This window comes from Pseudonocardia sp. KRD291 (assembly GCF_019263595.1).
GTDB lineage: Bacteria > Actinomycetota > Actinomycetes > Mycobacteriales > Pseudonocardiaceae > Pseudonocardia.
Map to the genome: position 1 here is coordinate 1 of NZ_JADQDD010000131.1, position 16135 is coordinate 16135.

General features: G+C 70.5%; 11 protein-coding genes and 1 pseudogene. 9 read left to right on the forward strand and 3 right to left on the reverse strand.

From position 1 onward, the window contains the following. Positions 1 to 1129 (reverse strand): MFS transporter (locus tag I4I78_RS18440; RefSeq protein WP_218612596.1); only part of this gene is annotated, 1129 nt, incomplete at its 3' end. A gap of 119 nt (positions 1130 to 1248) precedes the next feature. Beyond that, a complete protein-coding gene (gene sbnA / locus I4I78_RS18445; RefSeq protein ID WP_218612597.1) occupies positions 1249 to 2226 on the reverse strand; it encodes a 2,3-diaminopropionate biosynthesis protein SbnA in 978 nt (325 codons plus the stop codon). 837 nt (positions 2227 to 3063) lie between these two features. Here sbnA and I4I78_RS34240 point away from each other — a divergent pair. From I4I78_RS34240 to I4I78_RS34245, 3 genes and pseudogenes are all read left to right on the forward strand, one after another. Then, complete coding sequence (locus I4I78_RS34240; RefSeq protein ID WP_226379955.1) at positions 3064 to 3228, forward strand: BlaI/MecI/CopY family transcriptional regulator; 165 nt, start codon at positions 3064 to 3066, stop codon at positions 3226 to 3228. Between the two features lie 57 nt (positions 3229 to 3285). Further along, positions 3286 to 5096, forward strand: a pseudogene (locus tag I4I78_RS18460) (IS481 family transposase). 29 nt (positions 5097 to 5125) lie between these two features. Then, positions 5126 to 5383, forward strand: a complete 258-nt coding sequence (locus I4I78_RS34245; protein WP_374225886.1) for a BlaI/MecI/CopY family transcriptional regulator — start codon at positions 5126 to 5128, stop codon at positions 5381 to 5383. 659 nt (positions 5384 to 6042) lie between these two features. Here I4I78_RS34245 and I4I78_RS18465 read toward each other — a convergent pair. Continuing rightward, the gene (locus I4I78_RS18465; RefSeq protein ID WP_218612601.1) at positions 6043 to 6837 is read right to left on the reverse strand and encodes an SDR family oxidoreductase; all 795 of its coding nucleotides are present in this window, start codon (positions 6835 to 6837) and stop codon (positions 6043 to 6045) included. Positions 6838 to 8007: 1170 nt separating this feature from the next. Between I4I78_RS18465 and I4I78_RS18470 the strand changes: the two genes are divergently transcribed. The 6 genes from I4I78_RS18470 to I4I78_RS18495 form a co-directional block, all read left to right on the forward strand. Continuing rightward, entirely contained in the window at positions 8008 to 9270 is a 1263-nt protein-coding gene (locus I4I78_RS18470; protein WP_226379956.1) for a PLP-dependent cysteine synthase family protein, read from the forward strand. Then, a complete protein-coding gene (locus I4I78_RS18475) occupies positions 9267 to 10943 on the forward strand; it encodes an MFS transporter (protein WP_308252208.1) in 1677 nt (558 codons plus the stop codon). The genes I4I78_RS18470 and I4I78_RS18475 overlap by 4 nt, the downstream gene beginning before the upstream one ends. Positions 10944 to 11285: 342 nt before the next feature. Beyond that, the gene (locus tag I4I78_RS18480; RefSeq protein WP_218612603.1) at positions 11286 to 12233 is read left to right on the forward strand and encodes a M56 family metallopeptidase; all 948 of its coding nucleotides are present in this window, start codon (positions 11286 to 11288) and stop codon (positions 12231 to 12233) included. Between the two features lie 857 nt (positions 12234 to 13090). Next, positions 13091 to 14377: a multicopper oxidase family protein gene (locus I4I78_RS18485; protein ID WP_308252209.1), complete on the forward strand. Its 1287-nt coding sequence runs from the start codon at positions 13091 to 13093 to the stop codon at positions 14375 to 14377. A 300-nt stretch (positions 14378 to 14677) separates the two neighbouring features. Then, positions 14678 to 15238, forward strand: a complete 561-nt coding sequence (locus I4I78_RS18490; RefSeq protein ID WP_218612604.1) for a hypothetical protein — start codon at positions 14678 to 14680, stop codon at positions 15236 to 15238. A 295-nt stretch (positions 15239 to 15533) separates the two neighbouring features. After that, positions 15534 to 16135, forward strand: a 602-nt coding sequence (locus I4I78_RS18495; protein WP_218612605.1) for a GNAT family N-acetyltransferase, incomplete at its 3' end; no start/stop codon positions are given.

The following is a 16135-nucleotide window of genomic DNA, read 5'->3' on the forward strand; positions in this document are numbered from 1 at the left end:
GGCACGATCCGCCCAGCAGGGCGATGGTGACGGTGGCGGGCAGCAGGCCAGTTAGGGGCCCGGCGAGCAGGGGGCCGATGGACTGCCCGGCGAGCAGGAAGCTGTTGGCCGAGCCGACCGCGCCCCCGGCGCGCTCGGGGGAGGCGATCTGGCTGGCGTGGAGGAACAACGATTGGGCCAGTGCGGCGAAGCAGACCCCCTGCAGGATCCGCAGGACGAGGATTCCGGCGAGACCCACGGGCAGGGCCTGGGCGGCGATGGCGATCCCGCATCCGAGGGCGGCGATGGCGAAGGTCTGCACCGGGCGCCCGACGCGGTCGTTGTAGCGGCCCCACAACGGTGACCCGATCAGAGTCGCGCCCCAGGTGATCGATTGGGCGATCCCGACCCAGATCCCGGCCGAGCCAGGCTCGGCGACAAGCCCTCGGGCGTAGTCGGCGAAGATCGGGATTAGGCCGTACACCCCCAAGTAGGCCCCGGCGGCGGCCACCGCGAGCGGCAGCGCTACGGGGAGATGCCGGCTGCGTCGCCCCGACCCGGGCCCGGGTGAGGCCGGGCATCGGTCGGAGCGGGGTGCGGGGTGGACGCGGGGTGGTTCCCGCAGGCCGATCGCGCACAGCGCGGCGACCACCGCGGCGAGCCCGCCGATGACCAGCATCAGGGCGCTGAGCCCGCCTGTCCCGACCAGGGCTCCGCCGGCCAGCGGCCCGACCAGCGATCCGGCGGCGGTGGCACTGAACGACTTGCCCAGCGCCGCACCCTTCTTGCCCTTCTCCCCGGTGGTGCTGGCGAACCCGGCGGCGGCCTCGACAACCCCGCCGAGCGTGCCCTGCAACAGCCGCCCGGCGACCAGCGCCAGCGGGGTGGCGGCGGTGGCCATCACCGCCATCGAGGCGGCCAGCCCGACGAGGGCGCGCACCACCATCCACTTGCGCCCGACGCGGTCGCCGAGTCTGCCCCACAGCGGCGTAGCGATCACCAGGGCCAGCGCCGGGGCGGCGATGGCCACCCCGGCCCAGGTGGCCACGGCCCCGGCATCGCGTGGACCCATCCGTTCGATGTAGAAGGGCATGATCGGGACGAGCATCATCAGCCCGGCGGTGTTGACGAACTGCCCGGCCCACAGCAACGCCAGGTTGTGCCGTCCGTCTGCGGGCGGCGCCCGGTGCCGACCCCGGCCGGTCGGGTCCCCACGGGTGTGGCCGGCCGGGGGGTGAGCGCTTGGGAGACGGGTCGCCGGGGAGCCGATCACGAGACCTCCGAGAGCGACACTTCCTGTTCCTCGAGCAGGGTCATCACCCAGGCGTCGTCGTAGACGGTGTCGAGGTAGCGGTCACCGCGATCGGGCAGCACCGTGACCACTCGCTCGCCGGGCGCGAAGGTGGGCACCAGCCGGCCGAGAGCGGCGATCACCGCGCCGGTGGACCCACCACCGAGGATGCCTTCGGTGTCGGCCAGGCGGCGGGCGCCCAGCACCGAGTCCAAGTCGTGCACGGCGACGACCTCGTCGATCTCGGCGGGATTGAGCAGCTCGGGGACCCGGCTTGCGCCGAACCCCGGGAGGCGCCGGCGCCCGGGCGCGCCCCCGAAGATCACCGAGCCGACGGCGTCGACGGCGCTCACCCGCAACCCGGGATGGCGCTCGCGCAGCCGCCGCGCGATGCCTTGGATGGAACCGGTCGTCGACACAGCCGCGACCAGGTGGTCGATCGGACCGTCGACGTCGTCGAGGATCTCCCGACCGGCGGTCTCGTAGTAGGCGCGCCAGTTGCGGTCGTTGGCGTACTGGTTGACCCACACGGTGCCAGGACTGCGCTCGGCGATCTCGCGGGCTCGTCGGACCCGCGTGTGCAGGTACCCGCCGCCCTGGTCGGGTTCGGTGACCAAGTCGACCTCGGCGCCGCAGGTGGCCAGCAGCTGCAGGTTGGCCTTGGTGGTGTTCGGGTCGACCACCGCAGTGAACGTCATTCCGTGGCGGCGGGCGATGATCGCCAACGCCACCCCCAGGTTGCCCGAGGTGCTCTCCACCAGGCGCATTCCGGGGACCAGGGTGCCTTCGGCCAATCCCTGCTCGACGATGTAGCGCGCCGGGCGGTCCTTCATGCTGCCGCCCGGGTTGAGCATCTCCAGCTTGGCCAGGACCTCGACCGGGTGATCGGCGAAGCACTTACTTAGCCGCACCAGCGGGGTATGGCCCACGGTGTCGACGACGGAGTCGTAGATCATGCTGCTCCTTCGCGGGGGCTCGGGTGCCCGCCACGGTTGGTGTGCTGGGGGTCGGCGAAACGAGACGCCGTGCACGAACAGCTGTGGTCGCGAACGGTCGGTGTGAATTCGGATGATTGGCGTGCCCTGGTGACGGACCGCGGACCGGGGGCGGGTGCGAGGAGGGCTCGACCCGAGGGCGAGTACGCCCGGCGAGTTCTGGGGCGGCGCGTGACGCGGCCGGACCAACGGTGGTGTCGGGCAAGATCCGTAGTGCCGGACAAGTGAGCGCCGGGTACGGCGCCACAGGTTGGTCGCTGGACCATCAGCCTCCGGGACGACATTGCCCGGGATGTCCGCAGAGCGGCGCCACTCGATGGCCTCACCCCGCCTTACCGGGTCCGGGGTGTCCCGCTCACATCCGCTGCGACGGCCACGACTGCGAGGGGGCCACCGTGTCGGCCCCGCCCACACTCGCTCACGCTGCGTTCGTCTGGATTGCTCATGATGCGAGCGTACCGATCACTACTACGGTCGGTAGTAGATGGGGGTGGGGTAGCCGGATGCGGATAGGTGGCCAGCGGACGTTCTCCCAGGTCCGCCCGTCCTGTCGGTAGGTGCGCGCAGTGCCGGGCTGGCGTGGCACAACGGTTTTGGCCGGCGTCCAACGACGTCGGGCCAGCTCTCGTTGTCCCGGCGGACCTACCGTGTCTACTATCCCGGTCGGGACGTCGATGCGAGGGCGTGAACCGGCAGGGCCGCGTAGCCGGGCGACAGTAGTGTCACCGTGGCCGGGAGGTGAGCAGGTGCGATCCCTCGGAAGGCTGGAGGGCGTGGTCATGGACCCAGCTCTGGTCCATGGGAGGCTCCGGTACGGTGCGCGAGGTTCTCGCTGGTCTGAGTGAGCAGCGTGATCTCGCCTACACCACGGTGTTGTCGACGATGGGGAACCTCCGCGACAAGGGATATCTCTCCCGTATGCCCGAGGGTCGGTGTCGTTGTGAGGACTCAGGTGATACTTGACCGAACGTCCTCAACTGATCCTTGACCCACAACCCAGGCTCATGATCGTCTTCTTTTGTGGATCAAGAGGCTCTGGCTGAGTACCGCTACCGGGCGGTGAGCGAGGTGCTCGGTGGCTCACCGATCGGTGAGGTGGCGGCGAGGTTCGGGACGTCGCGGCAGTCGGTGGACAGCTGGAGGCGGTGCTTCCGGGCGGAGGGCATGCCCGGGTTGGTCGATCGTTCCCATCGTCCGCACCACAGCCCGACTCGGATCGCTGCCGAGGTCGAGGCACTGGTCTGCGAGCTGCGCCGCCGTCACCCGAGGTGGGGTGCGCGACGGATCAGCCACGAGCTCGCGCGCGCCGATGAGGTCGCGGCGCCGTCGCGGGCGAGCGTGCACCGGATCCTGGTGCGCAACGGCCTGGTCGCCACGCAGGTCCAGGAACACAAGCGTGTCTACCGGCGGTGGGAACGCGCCGAGCCGATGCACCTGTGGCAGCTCGACATCGTCGGTGGAGTCCCGCTTGCGGATGGCCGCTCGTGCAAGCTGTTGACCGGCATCGACGACCACTCGAGGTTCGTGGTGGTCGCCGCGGTGTTGGTGGTGCCGTCGGGCGGGTGGTCTGCGAGGCGTTCACCGCGGCGATGCGCCGCTACGGGGTGCCCTCGGAGGTGCTGACCGACAACGGCAAGCAGTTCACCGGCCGTCACACCCGCCCGCAGCCGGTCGAGGTGCTCTTCGAGCGGGTCTGCCGGGAGAACGGGATCACCGCGCGGCTGACGAAACCACGCTCGCCCACCACGACCGGGAAGATCGAGCGCTTCCACAAGACGCTGCGCACCGAGTTCCTCGATCACGTCGCACCCTTCGAGTCCGCGGCCGCGGCCCAGCGGGCGGTCGAGGGCTGGGTGGCCGGCTACAACGAGCACCGGCCCCACCAGGCGATCGACATGGCTGTCCCGGCCGCCCTGTTCCGGCCCAACGGGCCCTCCCGACTCGACGTGGCCGCGCTCGAGCCCTCCGCACCCGAGACGGTCGCCGTCGTGTCGGCTGCGAGACCAGGGTCGGTGAGTGAGCCGTGGTGGCACGAGGAACGTGAGGGCGCAGCGATCGAGTTCGAGGCCCGAGTGCCTCCCGGCGCGCAGATCACCATCCGCACCGGACGTCAGAGCGTGTCGGTCCCGCGCGGCCTGGCCGGGCAGACGATCACGATCTGGGCCGACCAGCGAAGCGTCCACCTCATCCTCGACGGCGAGGTGCTGCGCACCGTCGGCTCCCGGCTGAGCCCCGATGACCTACGGCATCTGAGCATGCGCGGCGCCCGCCCCGCGGGACCGCCACCCGCACCCGCCGCCCTACGACGAACCGGCGGCGCGAACGCCGGTCTGACCGCGGGCGCGGCGATCGAGCTCGAACGGGCGGTGAACAAGGACGGGAAGATCGCCCTGGACGGGACCAAACACCTGGTCGGGTTCGCCTACGGCGGGCGTCGCATCACGCTGCGCCTCGACGGTCACCTCATGCACGCCATCGTCGACAACGCCCTCGTCGGGACCTGGCCCTGCCCGATCCCGGCGGCGAAGCTCCCCGCCCTGCACGGCGCCCGCCAAGCCGCCAGACGACTCCCGCCACCACCGCTTCCCGCAGGATCTCTTCAGGCCCAACGGAAGGTCCACGCCAGCGGCAGGATCATGGTCGCCCGCCAGCGGATCAAGCTCGGCCCACGTCACGCCGGCAAGCTCGTCACGGTCATCGTCGAGGACACCCATTTCCGCGTCCTGCACCACGGCGAAGAGATCGCCGTCCGGCCCCGACGCAGCCTCGCCCCCATCACCCGCCTACACATCACCGGAGCCGGCATCCATAAGGGCCACGCCGGTCAATGATCAGCTGACGACGTTCAGTCAAGCGTCACCTGAGACCACACATTGACGGCCGGGCCCACCGCTACAGGGCGGTGATGACCCGGGCGGAGTCCGCCGCTCAGATGATGCAGGACGCGATGTCCCGCGGAGGGGATACCGAGCTGGTCCTGCTCCGGTTCGCGGGCGGCTTGTCTGAAGACATGAGGGATCGGCTCAAGGGAGCCCTGGTTGAGCCGGCCCCGTCGTCGGAGCCCGATTGCGACGGCCCGGGTGCTGACGCCCGGGGTAGCGCTCGGCCGGCCCGGTAGGTCCGTCGGGATCGCGCGGCCGCGAGACCCGTCCGGCCCCCGGGGGCCGGATTCGGCGACGGCGTAGTCCGCCTCATCCGAGTTGGTGAGGATCGCAGCTCTGGTGACACGGGCCGGAGACGTCCGCGGACGAGAGGGCGACCGGTGCACGGTGACGTTCTTGACCCCGGACAGTTTGCGGATGGCCCGACGATGCCCGACCCGATGAAGATCATCGCCGAGGAGCTACTGCGAAGACCGACCGGGATCTCGTCGATACGGTCGGCCAGCACCTCGCAGCCTCGCCGGAGGCACTCGTTGGCCTCGGCCGGTCGGGTTGCTCGCTGCGACTGGTGTAGCTGGCCCGCGCTGCGGCCCCCCGCGGGCACGCCAGGCGGGAGCTGCCGGCCTCGATCGGCGCCGCCCACACGCGGATTCAGCGCCGCCTGCGCGGTTCGACTCGGGTGGCATGAGCCCGCTCCTCTCGAACTCGTCTGAGTCGGCCCGACCGGATCGCCCCAGGCCGGGCAAGGATCTCTCACGACCGGGCGGGCTCTGCTCGGGCGAGGACTGGTCGAGAGCACGAGAGCCACTGCTCGCGCGGCCGATCCCGGGAGCTTCAGGTGCCGCTGTCAACGGACCTCGAGAAGAGACCCGGATAGTTCGGCGTGTTCTCACCGTCAGGCTTCAGGATCCGACGACAGCCGCTCGCGGCCCTTCCCGGCCGCCTTCGCGAAGAGCCTCAGGGATCGTCGGGGCGCTTCGAGATAAGTGACCACCATACGGTAGATCCAGCCGGGAGTGGATAATACGCGGCCCTTCTGTAGATCTGCCATCGACCGTTTGACCACGGCCGAGGGGTCGAGCCACAGTGGCGATCGGCGACGATTCTCGGCATCGTCGGTCGTCGTGTCTTGACGGGCGAGAATGCGACCCGCGCAGACGGCGACAACCCGGACCGAGGTCCCGGACAGTGACGCCGAGACGGTGTCGGTGAATGCCATGACCCACGCCTTGGTCGCAGAGTAGGCCGACCCGCTCGCCGGCAGATAGCCTGAAAAGCTGGCCACATTGACGACGTCTCCGTTCCCGCGGCTCATCATCGCGGGCAGAGCCGCCCGCGTCAGGCACATCACCGCGACGATGTTGAGGTCGACCTCGTAGGTCAGATCGCTGAGCGGGGCACGGTCGAAGCGGTCGTGGCACTCGACGCCCGCGTTGTTGACCAGCAGATTTACCGGCCGCTCAGGATCGGCGACGCGGCGCTCGACCACTGCGCGCTGGCGTGCGTCGGTCAGGTCGGCTCCGATGATCTCGACGATCACACCGGTGCGACGACCGATCCCTTCAGCCACGACCGCCAGGCGCTCCTGGTCGCGCGCGACCAGGATGAGGTCGAAACCCCGGTCGGCGAGGTGGTTCGCGTACGCCTCTCCGAGGCCAGCGGATCCACCGGTGATCATTGCTGTAGGCATGTTCCGAGCATATTCCTTACTAGTTGAAGGATCGCTGAGAAACGGGTTCAGTGGCCCTCTTCCCTGGGTTCCTGGAGAGTGGTTCCGGCCCGCATCCCTGCGCCCGGGTGAACTGACGTTGATACAGTCGTGATGCGCGTCATATTCTTCTTCGCGTTCGGTCTTCTCATGGTCTGGGATGTCCCGACCACGGTCTGTGATCCGTTCCGGTCAGTACGTCGGCGTCGGCGCAGCGACGGCGTCGCGCGGTCGCGGCGAATATGAGGGCAGGTACGGCCAGGAGGACTGCGCCGGAGTCCGGTGTGTCATCATCCCGAAGGCTCCGAGTGACTCGACGGTGGGCGCGTTGCGCGTCGAGCCCCCACCGATAGGAGGCCGGACGGCCCGGCCACGAGCATCCGACCCCGAGGGTCGCGGCGCCGACGCCGCGCGGTTGGCCCGGCGGCCGTCACGAGGGCTGTGGCCGCGAGAATCGGATAGGCCCACCAACTCGCCGGCGTCATGCGGGATGCCCCGGGGGCGGTACGGCATCCGTCGGCACTCCGCCCGGGACGGCGCTCCATGGCCCTGCGCGAACACCTCGCCGCAGCAGTCGCCGGTTCGGCGGGCCGTGACTTCCGCTCGACCCCGTCGATGCCGGTCGGGGGTGATGCGCGTAGAGGGCTGGAGCGGTGGCGATGCCGACGTTCCTGCCCGTCATGGTCGCCCCCTTCACGTTCCCCGCGATCTCGGTAGCACGATAGTAGATGTCTACGGCTCCCGATAGTAGGTTCCCGTGAGCACTCCTGTGACGGACTGATACCGTCCGATTACTGTGCGTACGAGGTGGGAGGGCAAGGCCAGGCCCGGAGCAGCAAAGCCGGGCGTGTTCAGGCTGGCCGCCCTTCTGCTGGTTCTCGTATCCTCGGTGGCGTTGTCCGGTGTCAGCTGCACCCCCGAGGGGCACGCGGAGGCACGGTCGTCGTCGGGTGTGATCGCATCCGTTCAGATCGATCAGCATGGCGAGACCTGCCATGACTCCTCGTCGACGGGTGCTGTGGCGACCGCGCATCGGGTTCAGGACCGCCCCGCCTCGGCGGCTGATCGACCCATGCCATGGGGTTGGTGGGAGCCCGAGCGACCGGTCGACGGCGCGTCTCACACGTGGGACCGGGAGGACGCGGCTCCGGCATGGCGACTATCCGGTCGGGCGCTGCTCGTTCTGGCGCAGATCTCGCGGACGTGACAGGCCCGGCGGCCCCTTCGTGGCCGCCGTCGACGCCTGCCATCGCTCCCCGAGCGCGGCCCCCTGCGCCGCGCACTCATGAAGAGGTCTGCATGACTTCCGCACTCGGACTGGATGCGCCGAACGGCGCCGCAGTCAACCGTCATAGATTCCCGCGGCTCAGCGAAGTGGTCGGTAACACGCCGGTGGTGTGGATGGATGAGCCCTTCGCCGCCGGCGGGCGCGGCTTCTGGGCCAAGCTCGAAGGCTCCAACCCGGGTGGGATCAAGGACCGTCCCGCCCTGCACATGGTCCGTCGTGCCCGTGAGCGCGGCGATCTGAAGCCCGGACACAGGATCGTCGAGTCGACCAGCGGGACCTTGGGGTTGGGTCTCGCCCTGGCCGGGATCGCCTACCGGCACCCGGTGACGCTGGTCGGCGACCCCGGGATGGAACCGTTGATGCGTCGCCTCCTGAGCGCCTACGGAGCGGACGTGGAGACGGTCGAGCGGCCCGCGGACCAGGGCGGCTGGCAGCAGGCCCGCCGGGAGCGCGTCAGTGGCTTGCTCGACGCCGAGCCCGGCGCGTGGTGCCCGGACCAGTACAACAACCCGGACAACGTCGAGGCCTACCAGCCTCTGGCCGAGGAGCTGCGAGACCAACTCGGGGAGATCGACGTCCTGGTCTGCTCGGTGGGCACCGGCGGCCATTCGGCCGGGATCTCCCGAGGCCTGCGGCGGTACTACCCGCAGCTGCGCGTGGTGGGGGTCGACACCATCGGATCGACGATCTTCGGGCAGAGCGCGGGCCCGCGCTTGATGCGCGGGCTCGGATCGAGCATCTACCCACGCAATGTCGACTACCAGATTTTCGACGAGGTCCACTGGGTGGCGCCGGCCGAGGCCGTGTGGGCCTGCCGGGCGATGGCCGCGGCGAGCTATGCCAGCGGCGGATGGAGTGTGGGAGCGGTCGGGCTGGTCGCCGGGTGGCTCGCCCGCGTGTTGCCGGCGGATACCAGGATCGCCGCGGTGTTCCCGGACGGTCCGCAGCGCTACTTCGACACCGTCTACAACGACGAGTTCTGCCAGGCCCACGGCATCCTCGGATTGCGTCCGCACGGCGAGCCCGACGAGCTCGCCGACCCGGGAGCGCGCGATGTCGAGCGATGGACCAGGTGCGCCACGGTCGTGGACCCGCGTGCCAACCGGTGCCGGGAGCCGGGGCGGTGAGGCACATCCTGAGGCAGTACGGGTCGTTCCCGCGGTCGGTGCAGCTGCTGCTGCTCAACCAGCTCACGATCAACCTCGGCTTCTACATGCTGATCCCGTACCTCGCCGACCACCTGTCCCAGGGACTCGGCCTGTCGATCTTGCTGGTCGGGTTGATCCTCGGGGTGCGGAACTTCTCCCAGCAGGGGATGTTCCTGCTCGGTGGCAGCCTGGCCGACCGGTTCGGCTACAAACCGTTGATCGTCGCCGGCTGTGCGCTGCGTACCGGTGGGTTCGTGCTTCTGGGCATCGTGGACAACGTGCCCACGTTGATCATCGCCTCCGCGGCGACGGGCTTCGCCGGAGCGCTGTTCAACCCGGCGGTGCGGGCCTACCTGGCACGCGACGCCGGTGAGCGACGGGTCGAGGCGTTCGCCCTGTTCAGCGTGTTCTATCAGACCGGGATCCTGGTCGGGCCGCTGATCGGCCTGGCCCTGACCGGAATCGACTTCTCGGTCACCTGCCTCGTCGCCGCCGGGGTGTTCGCGGTGCTCACCGTCCTGCAGGTGCGTGCCCTGCCGGCACGGCGTGGGGAGCCGGACGCTGCGCCGGGAACCGGTCTCGCGCCGCCGCGGGAGTCGATGTTGGGGCAGTGGCGCGAGGTCGCCTCGACTCGGGGATTCCTGCCGTTCTCGCTGGCGATGATCGGCTCCTACGTCCTCACCTACCAGGTGTATCTGGCCCTTCCACTGCAGGCGCGGACGATCATCGCCGACGGATCGGGGTCGACCATCGTCGTCGCGGCGGTGTTCGCGGTGTCGGGTGGGGTGACTATCGCCGCGCAGATGCGGGTGACGGCCTGGTGCCGTGCGCGGTGGGGTCCGGATCGGTCGCTGAGCCGCGGGCTCGCGGTCCTCGCCGCGGCGTTCTTGCCGCTGCTGCTCGCCGATCTCGCGAGCATGCTCGCGCCGCGGTTGGTCGGGTCGCTGCCCGGCGTCGTCGTTGCGATCACCGCCTTGCTGGCCAGCACGGCCGTGCTGGCCCTGGGGACGGCCATCGTCTTCCCGTTCGAGATGGACACCATTGTGGCGCTCTCGCGTGAGCGGCTGGTGGCGACCCACTACGGCTTCTACAACACGGTGTGCGGTGTCGGGATCCTGCTGGGCAACCTCGGCACCGGATGGGCGATGGACCTCGCCCGCTCGGCCGGACTCCCCGCCGCGCCGTGGGCGGCCCTGATGGCCGTCGGAGGGCTGTCGGCGGTGGCGCTGGCCTCGCTGTACCGGCGCGGACTGCTCTCGGGCGACGCTGGCCCCGCTGCCGCCGGCACGCCGGTCGCGGACGGGACGGCGCGGCCGGAGACTGGCGATGACCCGAGGGAGGCAACCGGTCCCATTGACTGGTTCGCCTCCGGGACGCCCGACAGAGGGTGGGGCGAGTCGGAGACCCGGCCGCTGCGCCGTGTCGCCGCCGCGGGAGGTACACCGCCGGCGGCGGGCGCAGCGGCCCGACCTGGCCGGAGCTTGCCGCGGTCGACCCCAGTCGCTGCCGGCCTACCGGCCCCTTCGGCCTCCTCCCGCTCACCGGGACCCGATCAGCAGACGATGCGGAGAGCAGGACTTGTCACCGCAGCCGACCCCGCACGTGATCATTCGCAAATGGGCCGGGCGTGTGGCGCGAGGGACGACCGCTAGCGGAGCGGCATCCACGGACGCGGCAGCGATGCGTGTTCGCCCGCGGGTCACACGCGGACGTTGACGGTGGCCATCATTGCGCCGTCGTCGTGGTCGAGATGTGGCAGCGGTCGACGCTGCGTCGGAGTCTCGGGTGAACGGGATGCATCGCCGAACCCAGCCGCCGGCCCACGACGGTCCTGCGGCACGTCGATCGGTGGGCCGGGCGCCCAGTCCGGCGCCTGAGGCCAGGTCGATGCGGTGATCACCGGGCGGTAGCCTTGGTCCCGAAGGGTGGCTCCGGTGCACGTGCCCTGCCGGGCCGTGGGGCCGGCCACCCGCTCGAAGGAGGGCACGGACGTCGTGACCGCTGTGGTGGTGCTGCTACTGGGTGTCGTACTGACCGGTGTCGCGGCCCCGCGGGTCTTGTGTGGCCTGGAACGGACGTCGATCAGTCCGTCGACCCTGTTATGGCTGTGGTGGTCGGTGGTGGTCGGTAGTGGGGTCGGCGGTGCAGCGGCCCTGGCCGTTCTCGTGATGCCCTCGCACGACCGTCTCGGACCGCTGACCGGTTTCCTGGCCGGTTGTTGGGCTGTGTTGGGCGGTTCGCGGCACTCGGATGCAGCGGCCGGACTGGTGGCCGGTCTGGTGATCGGCGCGGTGGTCACCAGGGGCGTGTGGAAGGCGGGGCGCAGTGTCCGTGCGGCCCGGCTCCGGTCACGGACGACGCTTCGGCTCCTCGCCCCGGCGGGGCGTTGGGAGCGCGATGTGCTGTGGCTCGAATACCCGGACGCGCTGGCGTTCAGCCTGGGCGGCCCGGACCGGGCCGTCGTGATGAGTAACCGCGTGGGAGAACTGCTGAGCCCCTCCGAGGTCGATGCCGTGGTGGCGCACGAACGGGCCCATCTGGCCGGGCGCCACCACCTGCAGGTGCTCGTCGCCGATGCCCTCGCCTCCGCGGCGCCGATGGTTCCGCTGTACCGACAGGCCCCCGGCGCGATCCGCCGACTAATCGAGCTCGCTGCGGACGACGAGGCTGCGCGGCAGGCTGGAGCCCCTGTGGTGCACAGGGCGCTGCTCCGGATCGCGGTCCAAGGCGGAGGGGCGCCCCCGGCCGCCGCGCTCGGGGCCTCGGGATCCTCGGGATCTCCTATCGAGGGCAGGCTGGACCGGTTGGCGCATCCGAACGGGCCACGCCCGCGCCTCCTACGGCTCGGTGAGCGCGTCGTGCTCGTGGCGACCGGCCTCACGGCGCCGTTGTCCGCCGGAGTCGGGCTTTCGGCCTTGCTCTTCGCGATCTCCTGCGCCTGAGGAGCTCGCGACCCGCCCGCGAACTGAGGGGTAGGGACTGCATAGCAGTTTGCCCGGCACGCCCCGGCCAGAATCGGGCCCGGTGCCGGGAGCGCACCCATGGGATGGCCGAGAAGAACTCCCTCGCCTCGGCGTGACGGAGATGGCCCCGGTTGGTCGCGCCGCGCACCGGATCGATGTCGAGTCCGACACGGCTCCCGTGCATCTGCACGTCCCCGGCCTGACCGTAGCTACTATCCAGCTACCTACTATCCTAGCCCGTAGTTGGTCGATAGAAGAGTAGGCCCGGGCCCCTCGGGGTGCCCTATCAACCGCGGCGGTGGATGGGATCGCCCTCAACGGAGGGGCGGCCGGACCGGACGGGTCCGACGATCGGCTGGATTGCCGCTGTCGGATCGATGCAATCGGTAAGGCGTTGACGTCGTGGGCGCGGGAGCTACTGGTGTCCGATGACACTCGATACCCTGAGGGGGTAAGGGTACCTTGGTGGATGGGTCGAGGTCCCCGAAGCGACCTGAGGGGCGCGCTCGAAGAGATAGGAGACCGGTGTGTCGGTGAAAGACGAGAACCTGATGTCCGGGTCGGCTGGCCGGGCGCTGTCGGTGCCGCCGCAAAGTCCGCATTCGGTGCCGGTCGCGCTGTCTCGGCGGCGTTTCCTGGCCGGGGCCGGGGCGGTGGCCGCGACCGGCGTGCTGGCCGCGTGCGGGGTGACCCGGGCGCCCGCGGAGTCCGCGGTGGGCCCGGGGTCGCCGCAGGTCGCGGGGTTTGCCGCGGACAGTGCGCGACCTGGCGCGCCGGTCCGTCGTTTCGCGCTCAACCCGGGCGCGCAGCGGGTGGGGCTCGGTGGCGGAGTCGAGGTGGAGACCTGGACCTACGGCAGCGGCACAGTGCCCGGTCCGCTGCTACGGGGTGCGTCCGGTGAGGTGTTCCGGGCCGAGGTCGCGAACCGGTTGCCGACACGGAATGCGGACGGGTCGGAATCGGGGACGTCGGTGCACTGGCACGGGCTGGCCATCCGCAACGACATGGACGGGGTTCCGGGCGTCACGCAGCCCTCGATCGCCAGCGGCGCCGCCATGACCTACGAGTTCACTCTGCCGCGGCCCGGGACGTACTGGTATCACTCGCACGATGGTGTGCAGCGCGACCGCGGCCTGCTCGGACCGCTGGTGATCGATGATCCGGCCGAGCCCGGTCGCTACGATGTCGAGTTCATCGTCGTCCTCGACGATTGGCTCGACGGCGTGGCCGGCGCGACCCCGGCTCTGCAGCTGGCGAAGCTGAAGCAAAGCGGCATGCAGATGGAGATGGGTGCCCCGCCGTCGGCGGTCGGTGCGGACGGCGGCGATGTCGACTATCCCTTCTACCTGGTCAACGGCCGGATCCCGGCCGATCCTGCGGTGTTCACCGCCCGGCCGGGCCAGCGGGCGCGGATCCGGCTGATCAATGCGGCCGGGGATACCGCGTTCCGGGTGGCGCTGGGCGGTCATCGGATGACGGTGAACCATGCCGACGCGTTCCCGGTGGCGCCGGTCACGGTGGACAGCGTCTTGCTTGGCTCCGGGGAACGCTATGACGTGGTGGTCGAGCTCGCCGACGGCGTGTTCCCACTGGTGGCTGCGGCCGAGGGCAAGTCCGGCGGGGCCCGTGCCCTGGTGCGGACCAACCGGACCGCGGCCGCGCCGCCGGCCTCGGCGGTACCCGTCGAGCTCGGGCGGCGGCTGCTGGCCTATTCCGATCTACGCGCGGATCCGGCTGTGGCCCTTGCGCAGCGCACCCCGGACAGGGTCCACCAGCTGGTGCTCACGACGGATATGGCCCGCTACATCTGGATGATCAACGGCCGGACGTTCGACCAGCGCGAACCACTTCCCGTCCGCGCGGGGGAACGGGTTCGGCTGCAGTTCGTCAACCAGACCACGATGTATCACCCGATGCACCTGCACGGGCACACGTTCGCGCTGCGTGATCCGGCGCCAGGTGGCGGTCCTGAGGGCGCCCGCAAGGACACCGTCATCGTGCTCCCGAGGCAGACGGTCACGGTCGACTTCGACGCCGACAACCCCGGTCAATGGCTGACACACTGTCACCTCGCCTACCACGAGGCGGCCGGCATGATGACTGTCGTGTCGTACGTGACGTGACGCATCGGGGAGACTCCGGCCCGCCGCCCGCGACCCTGAGCGACGGGGGACTTGGGGGCGACGGCGGCCCGGAGCCTCGTGAGGCTCGGGTACGGCGATGTCGTTGAGCGGTCGGGTGCGCCGTCGGCGTTGCGCACCCGCCGGTCGCCGGCTCCTACTCGCAGGCGCTGTCCTCGTCCGCGGAACCACAATGACGCCGCCATCCAGGGCGGGCACCACGATGTTCGTCCGGTCGACGGTCCCGGGTGGAGCCTCCGCGCTAGCCTGGCCTTATCCGGGTCGCAGAGGTCCGGACTGTCTGTGACACGGGAGGTCAAGATGGCTTGCGCCGCGACCTCCCCAGTGCGGTCGGCGGTCGCGATCGCCGCGGTCGTTACGGTCTGCGTCGCGGTCGGTATGGATGTGCTCGCCGGCGAGCATCCGTCGCACAGCGCGACGATCGGGATCATCGCCGCGGTTGTTGCGGCGATGAGGTTGCGACTGGCGGGCAACTACAGCGGCTACTTCTCCGCATTGAGCGGGGCCCTCGTGGCCCAGCCCGCCCTGCACGCGGCGACGAAACTGCTCCCTCCCTCGCCGCCGGCCCTTGCGGGACACGCCGCCGAGACGTCGGTGTCGGTGGGCCATGTGCTGTTGGCGGCGCTGGTCGTCGCGGCGGTCACGGGCGCCCAGGGCCTGGTCGTGCTGGTCGCGGCAGTCCACCCGCTGGCGCGGCTCGTGTGCTTGTTGGTCCGTCCGCCCGCTCCGAGCGGTCTGTTCACCCCGCTCATGCGTGTCGATGCGACGCCGGTCGTGCGCCGGTTCGTCGTGGCGGACGTGTCGCGGCGTGGGCCGCCGCGCGCCGCGCTCGCCGCTGCCTGATCCGATCTTGCTCCGCCTGACCGTCTCCACGGACGGTGCCGGGTGCCCGCGTAGGCGCGCCCCCTTCGAGGCTGATTGTGACGGCCGGTGGCGAGCTCGCGCCGCCCCGTCCACCGACCCCGACTTGCGGGTCGCATCACTGGAGCCACCCATGCACGCACTCCGCCCTCGGTCCTACCTGCTCGAGACCACCCGAGCAGCCGGCCACTCGACGAACGGGGCCACCTCCGCGCCCGCTCCGGTGCCGGCGTATCGGCCGTTCATCCGCACCGCAACATCGGGGGACGTGGCCGCGATGGCCGCCCTTCAGGTCACCGACCTGCCGATCGGGCTGTTCCCCCGGCTCGGGCCCCGTTTTGTCGAACGCTGGCACCACACGTTCCTGGACAGTCCGCACGCGGTCGCCCTGGTGGCCGTCCGCCGAGCCCAGGACGGCACCGAGAGCGTCGTGGGCTTCCTGATCGGCAGCACCGATCGACAGGCGTTGCGGGCCGAGCTGCTGGCCCGCCACCGCACGGCGTTGATGACCCGCGGGATCATCGCACTGGCTGCACGGCCACGCGTTCTGGCCTGCTTCCTCCGGACCCGGTTGCGGCCCTACCTGTGCCGCCTTGCCCGCCGCCCCGCCGTCCGCGCGGGCGCTGAGCGGGCCCGGCCGGACACCCATGGTCCTGCCGGACAGGTGTGCGGACCGGTCGCCGACCTGACGGCGATCGCGGTCCGGCAGGCCGCCCGCCGCGACGGCACCGGACGCCGGCTCGCCGACATCTACCTGGCCCGCTGCGCAGCGGCGGGGGTCGACTGGGTGGAGCTCGTCACGTCGCAGGGTTCCATGGAGGCGCGCGAGTTCTACTCGAGCACGGGGTGGACCGCGATGTCACAGGACGACACCCGCGA

What these genes read in the sequence shown, in the direction of transcription:
- I4I78_RS18465 (WP_218612601.1), bottom strand. Translation starts at nt 6,837, where the DNA reads ATGCCTACAGCAATGATCACCGGTGGATCCGCTGGCCTCGGAGAGGCG.
- I4I78_RS18470 (WP_226379956.1), top strand. Translation starts at nt 8,008, where the DNA reads ATGGCGACTATCCGGTCGGGCGCTGCTCGTTCTGGCGCAGATCTCGCG.
- sbnA (WP_218612597.1), bottom strand. Translation starts at nt 2,226, where the DNA reads ATGATCTACGACTCCGTCGTCGACACCGTGGGCCATACCCCGCTGGTG.
- I4I78_RS34240 (WP_226379955.1), top strand. Translation starts at nt 3,064, where the DNA reads ATGGGAGGCTCCGGTACGGTGCGCGAGGTTCTCGCTGGTCTGAGTGAG.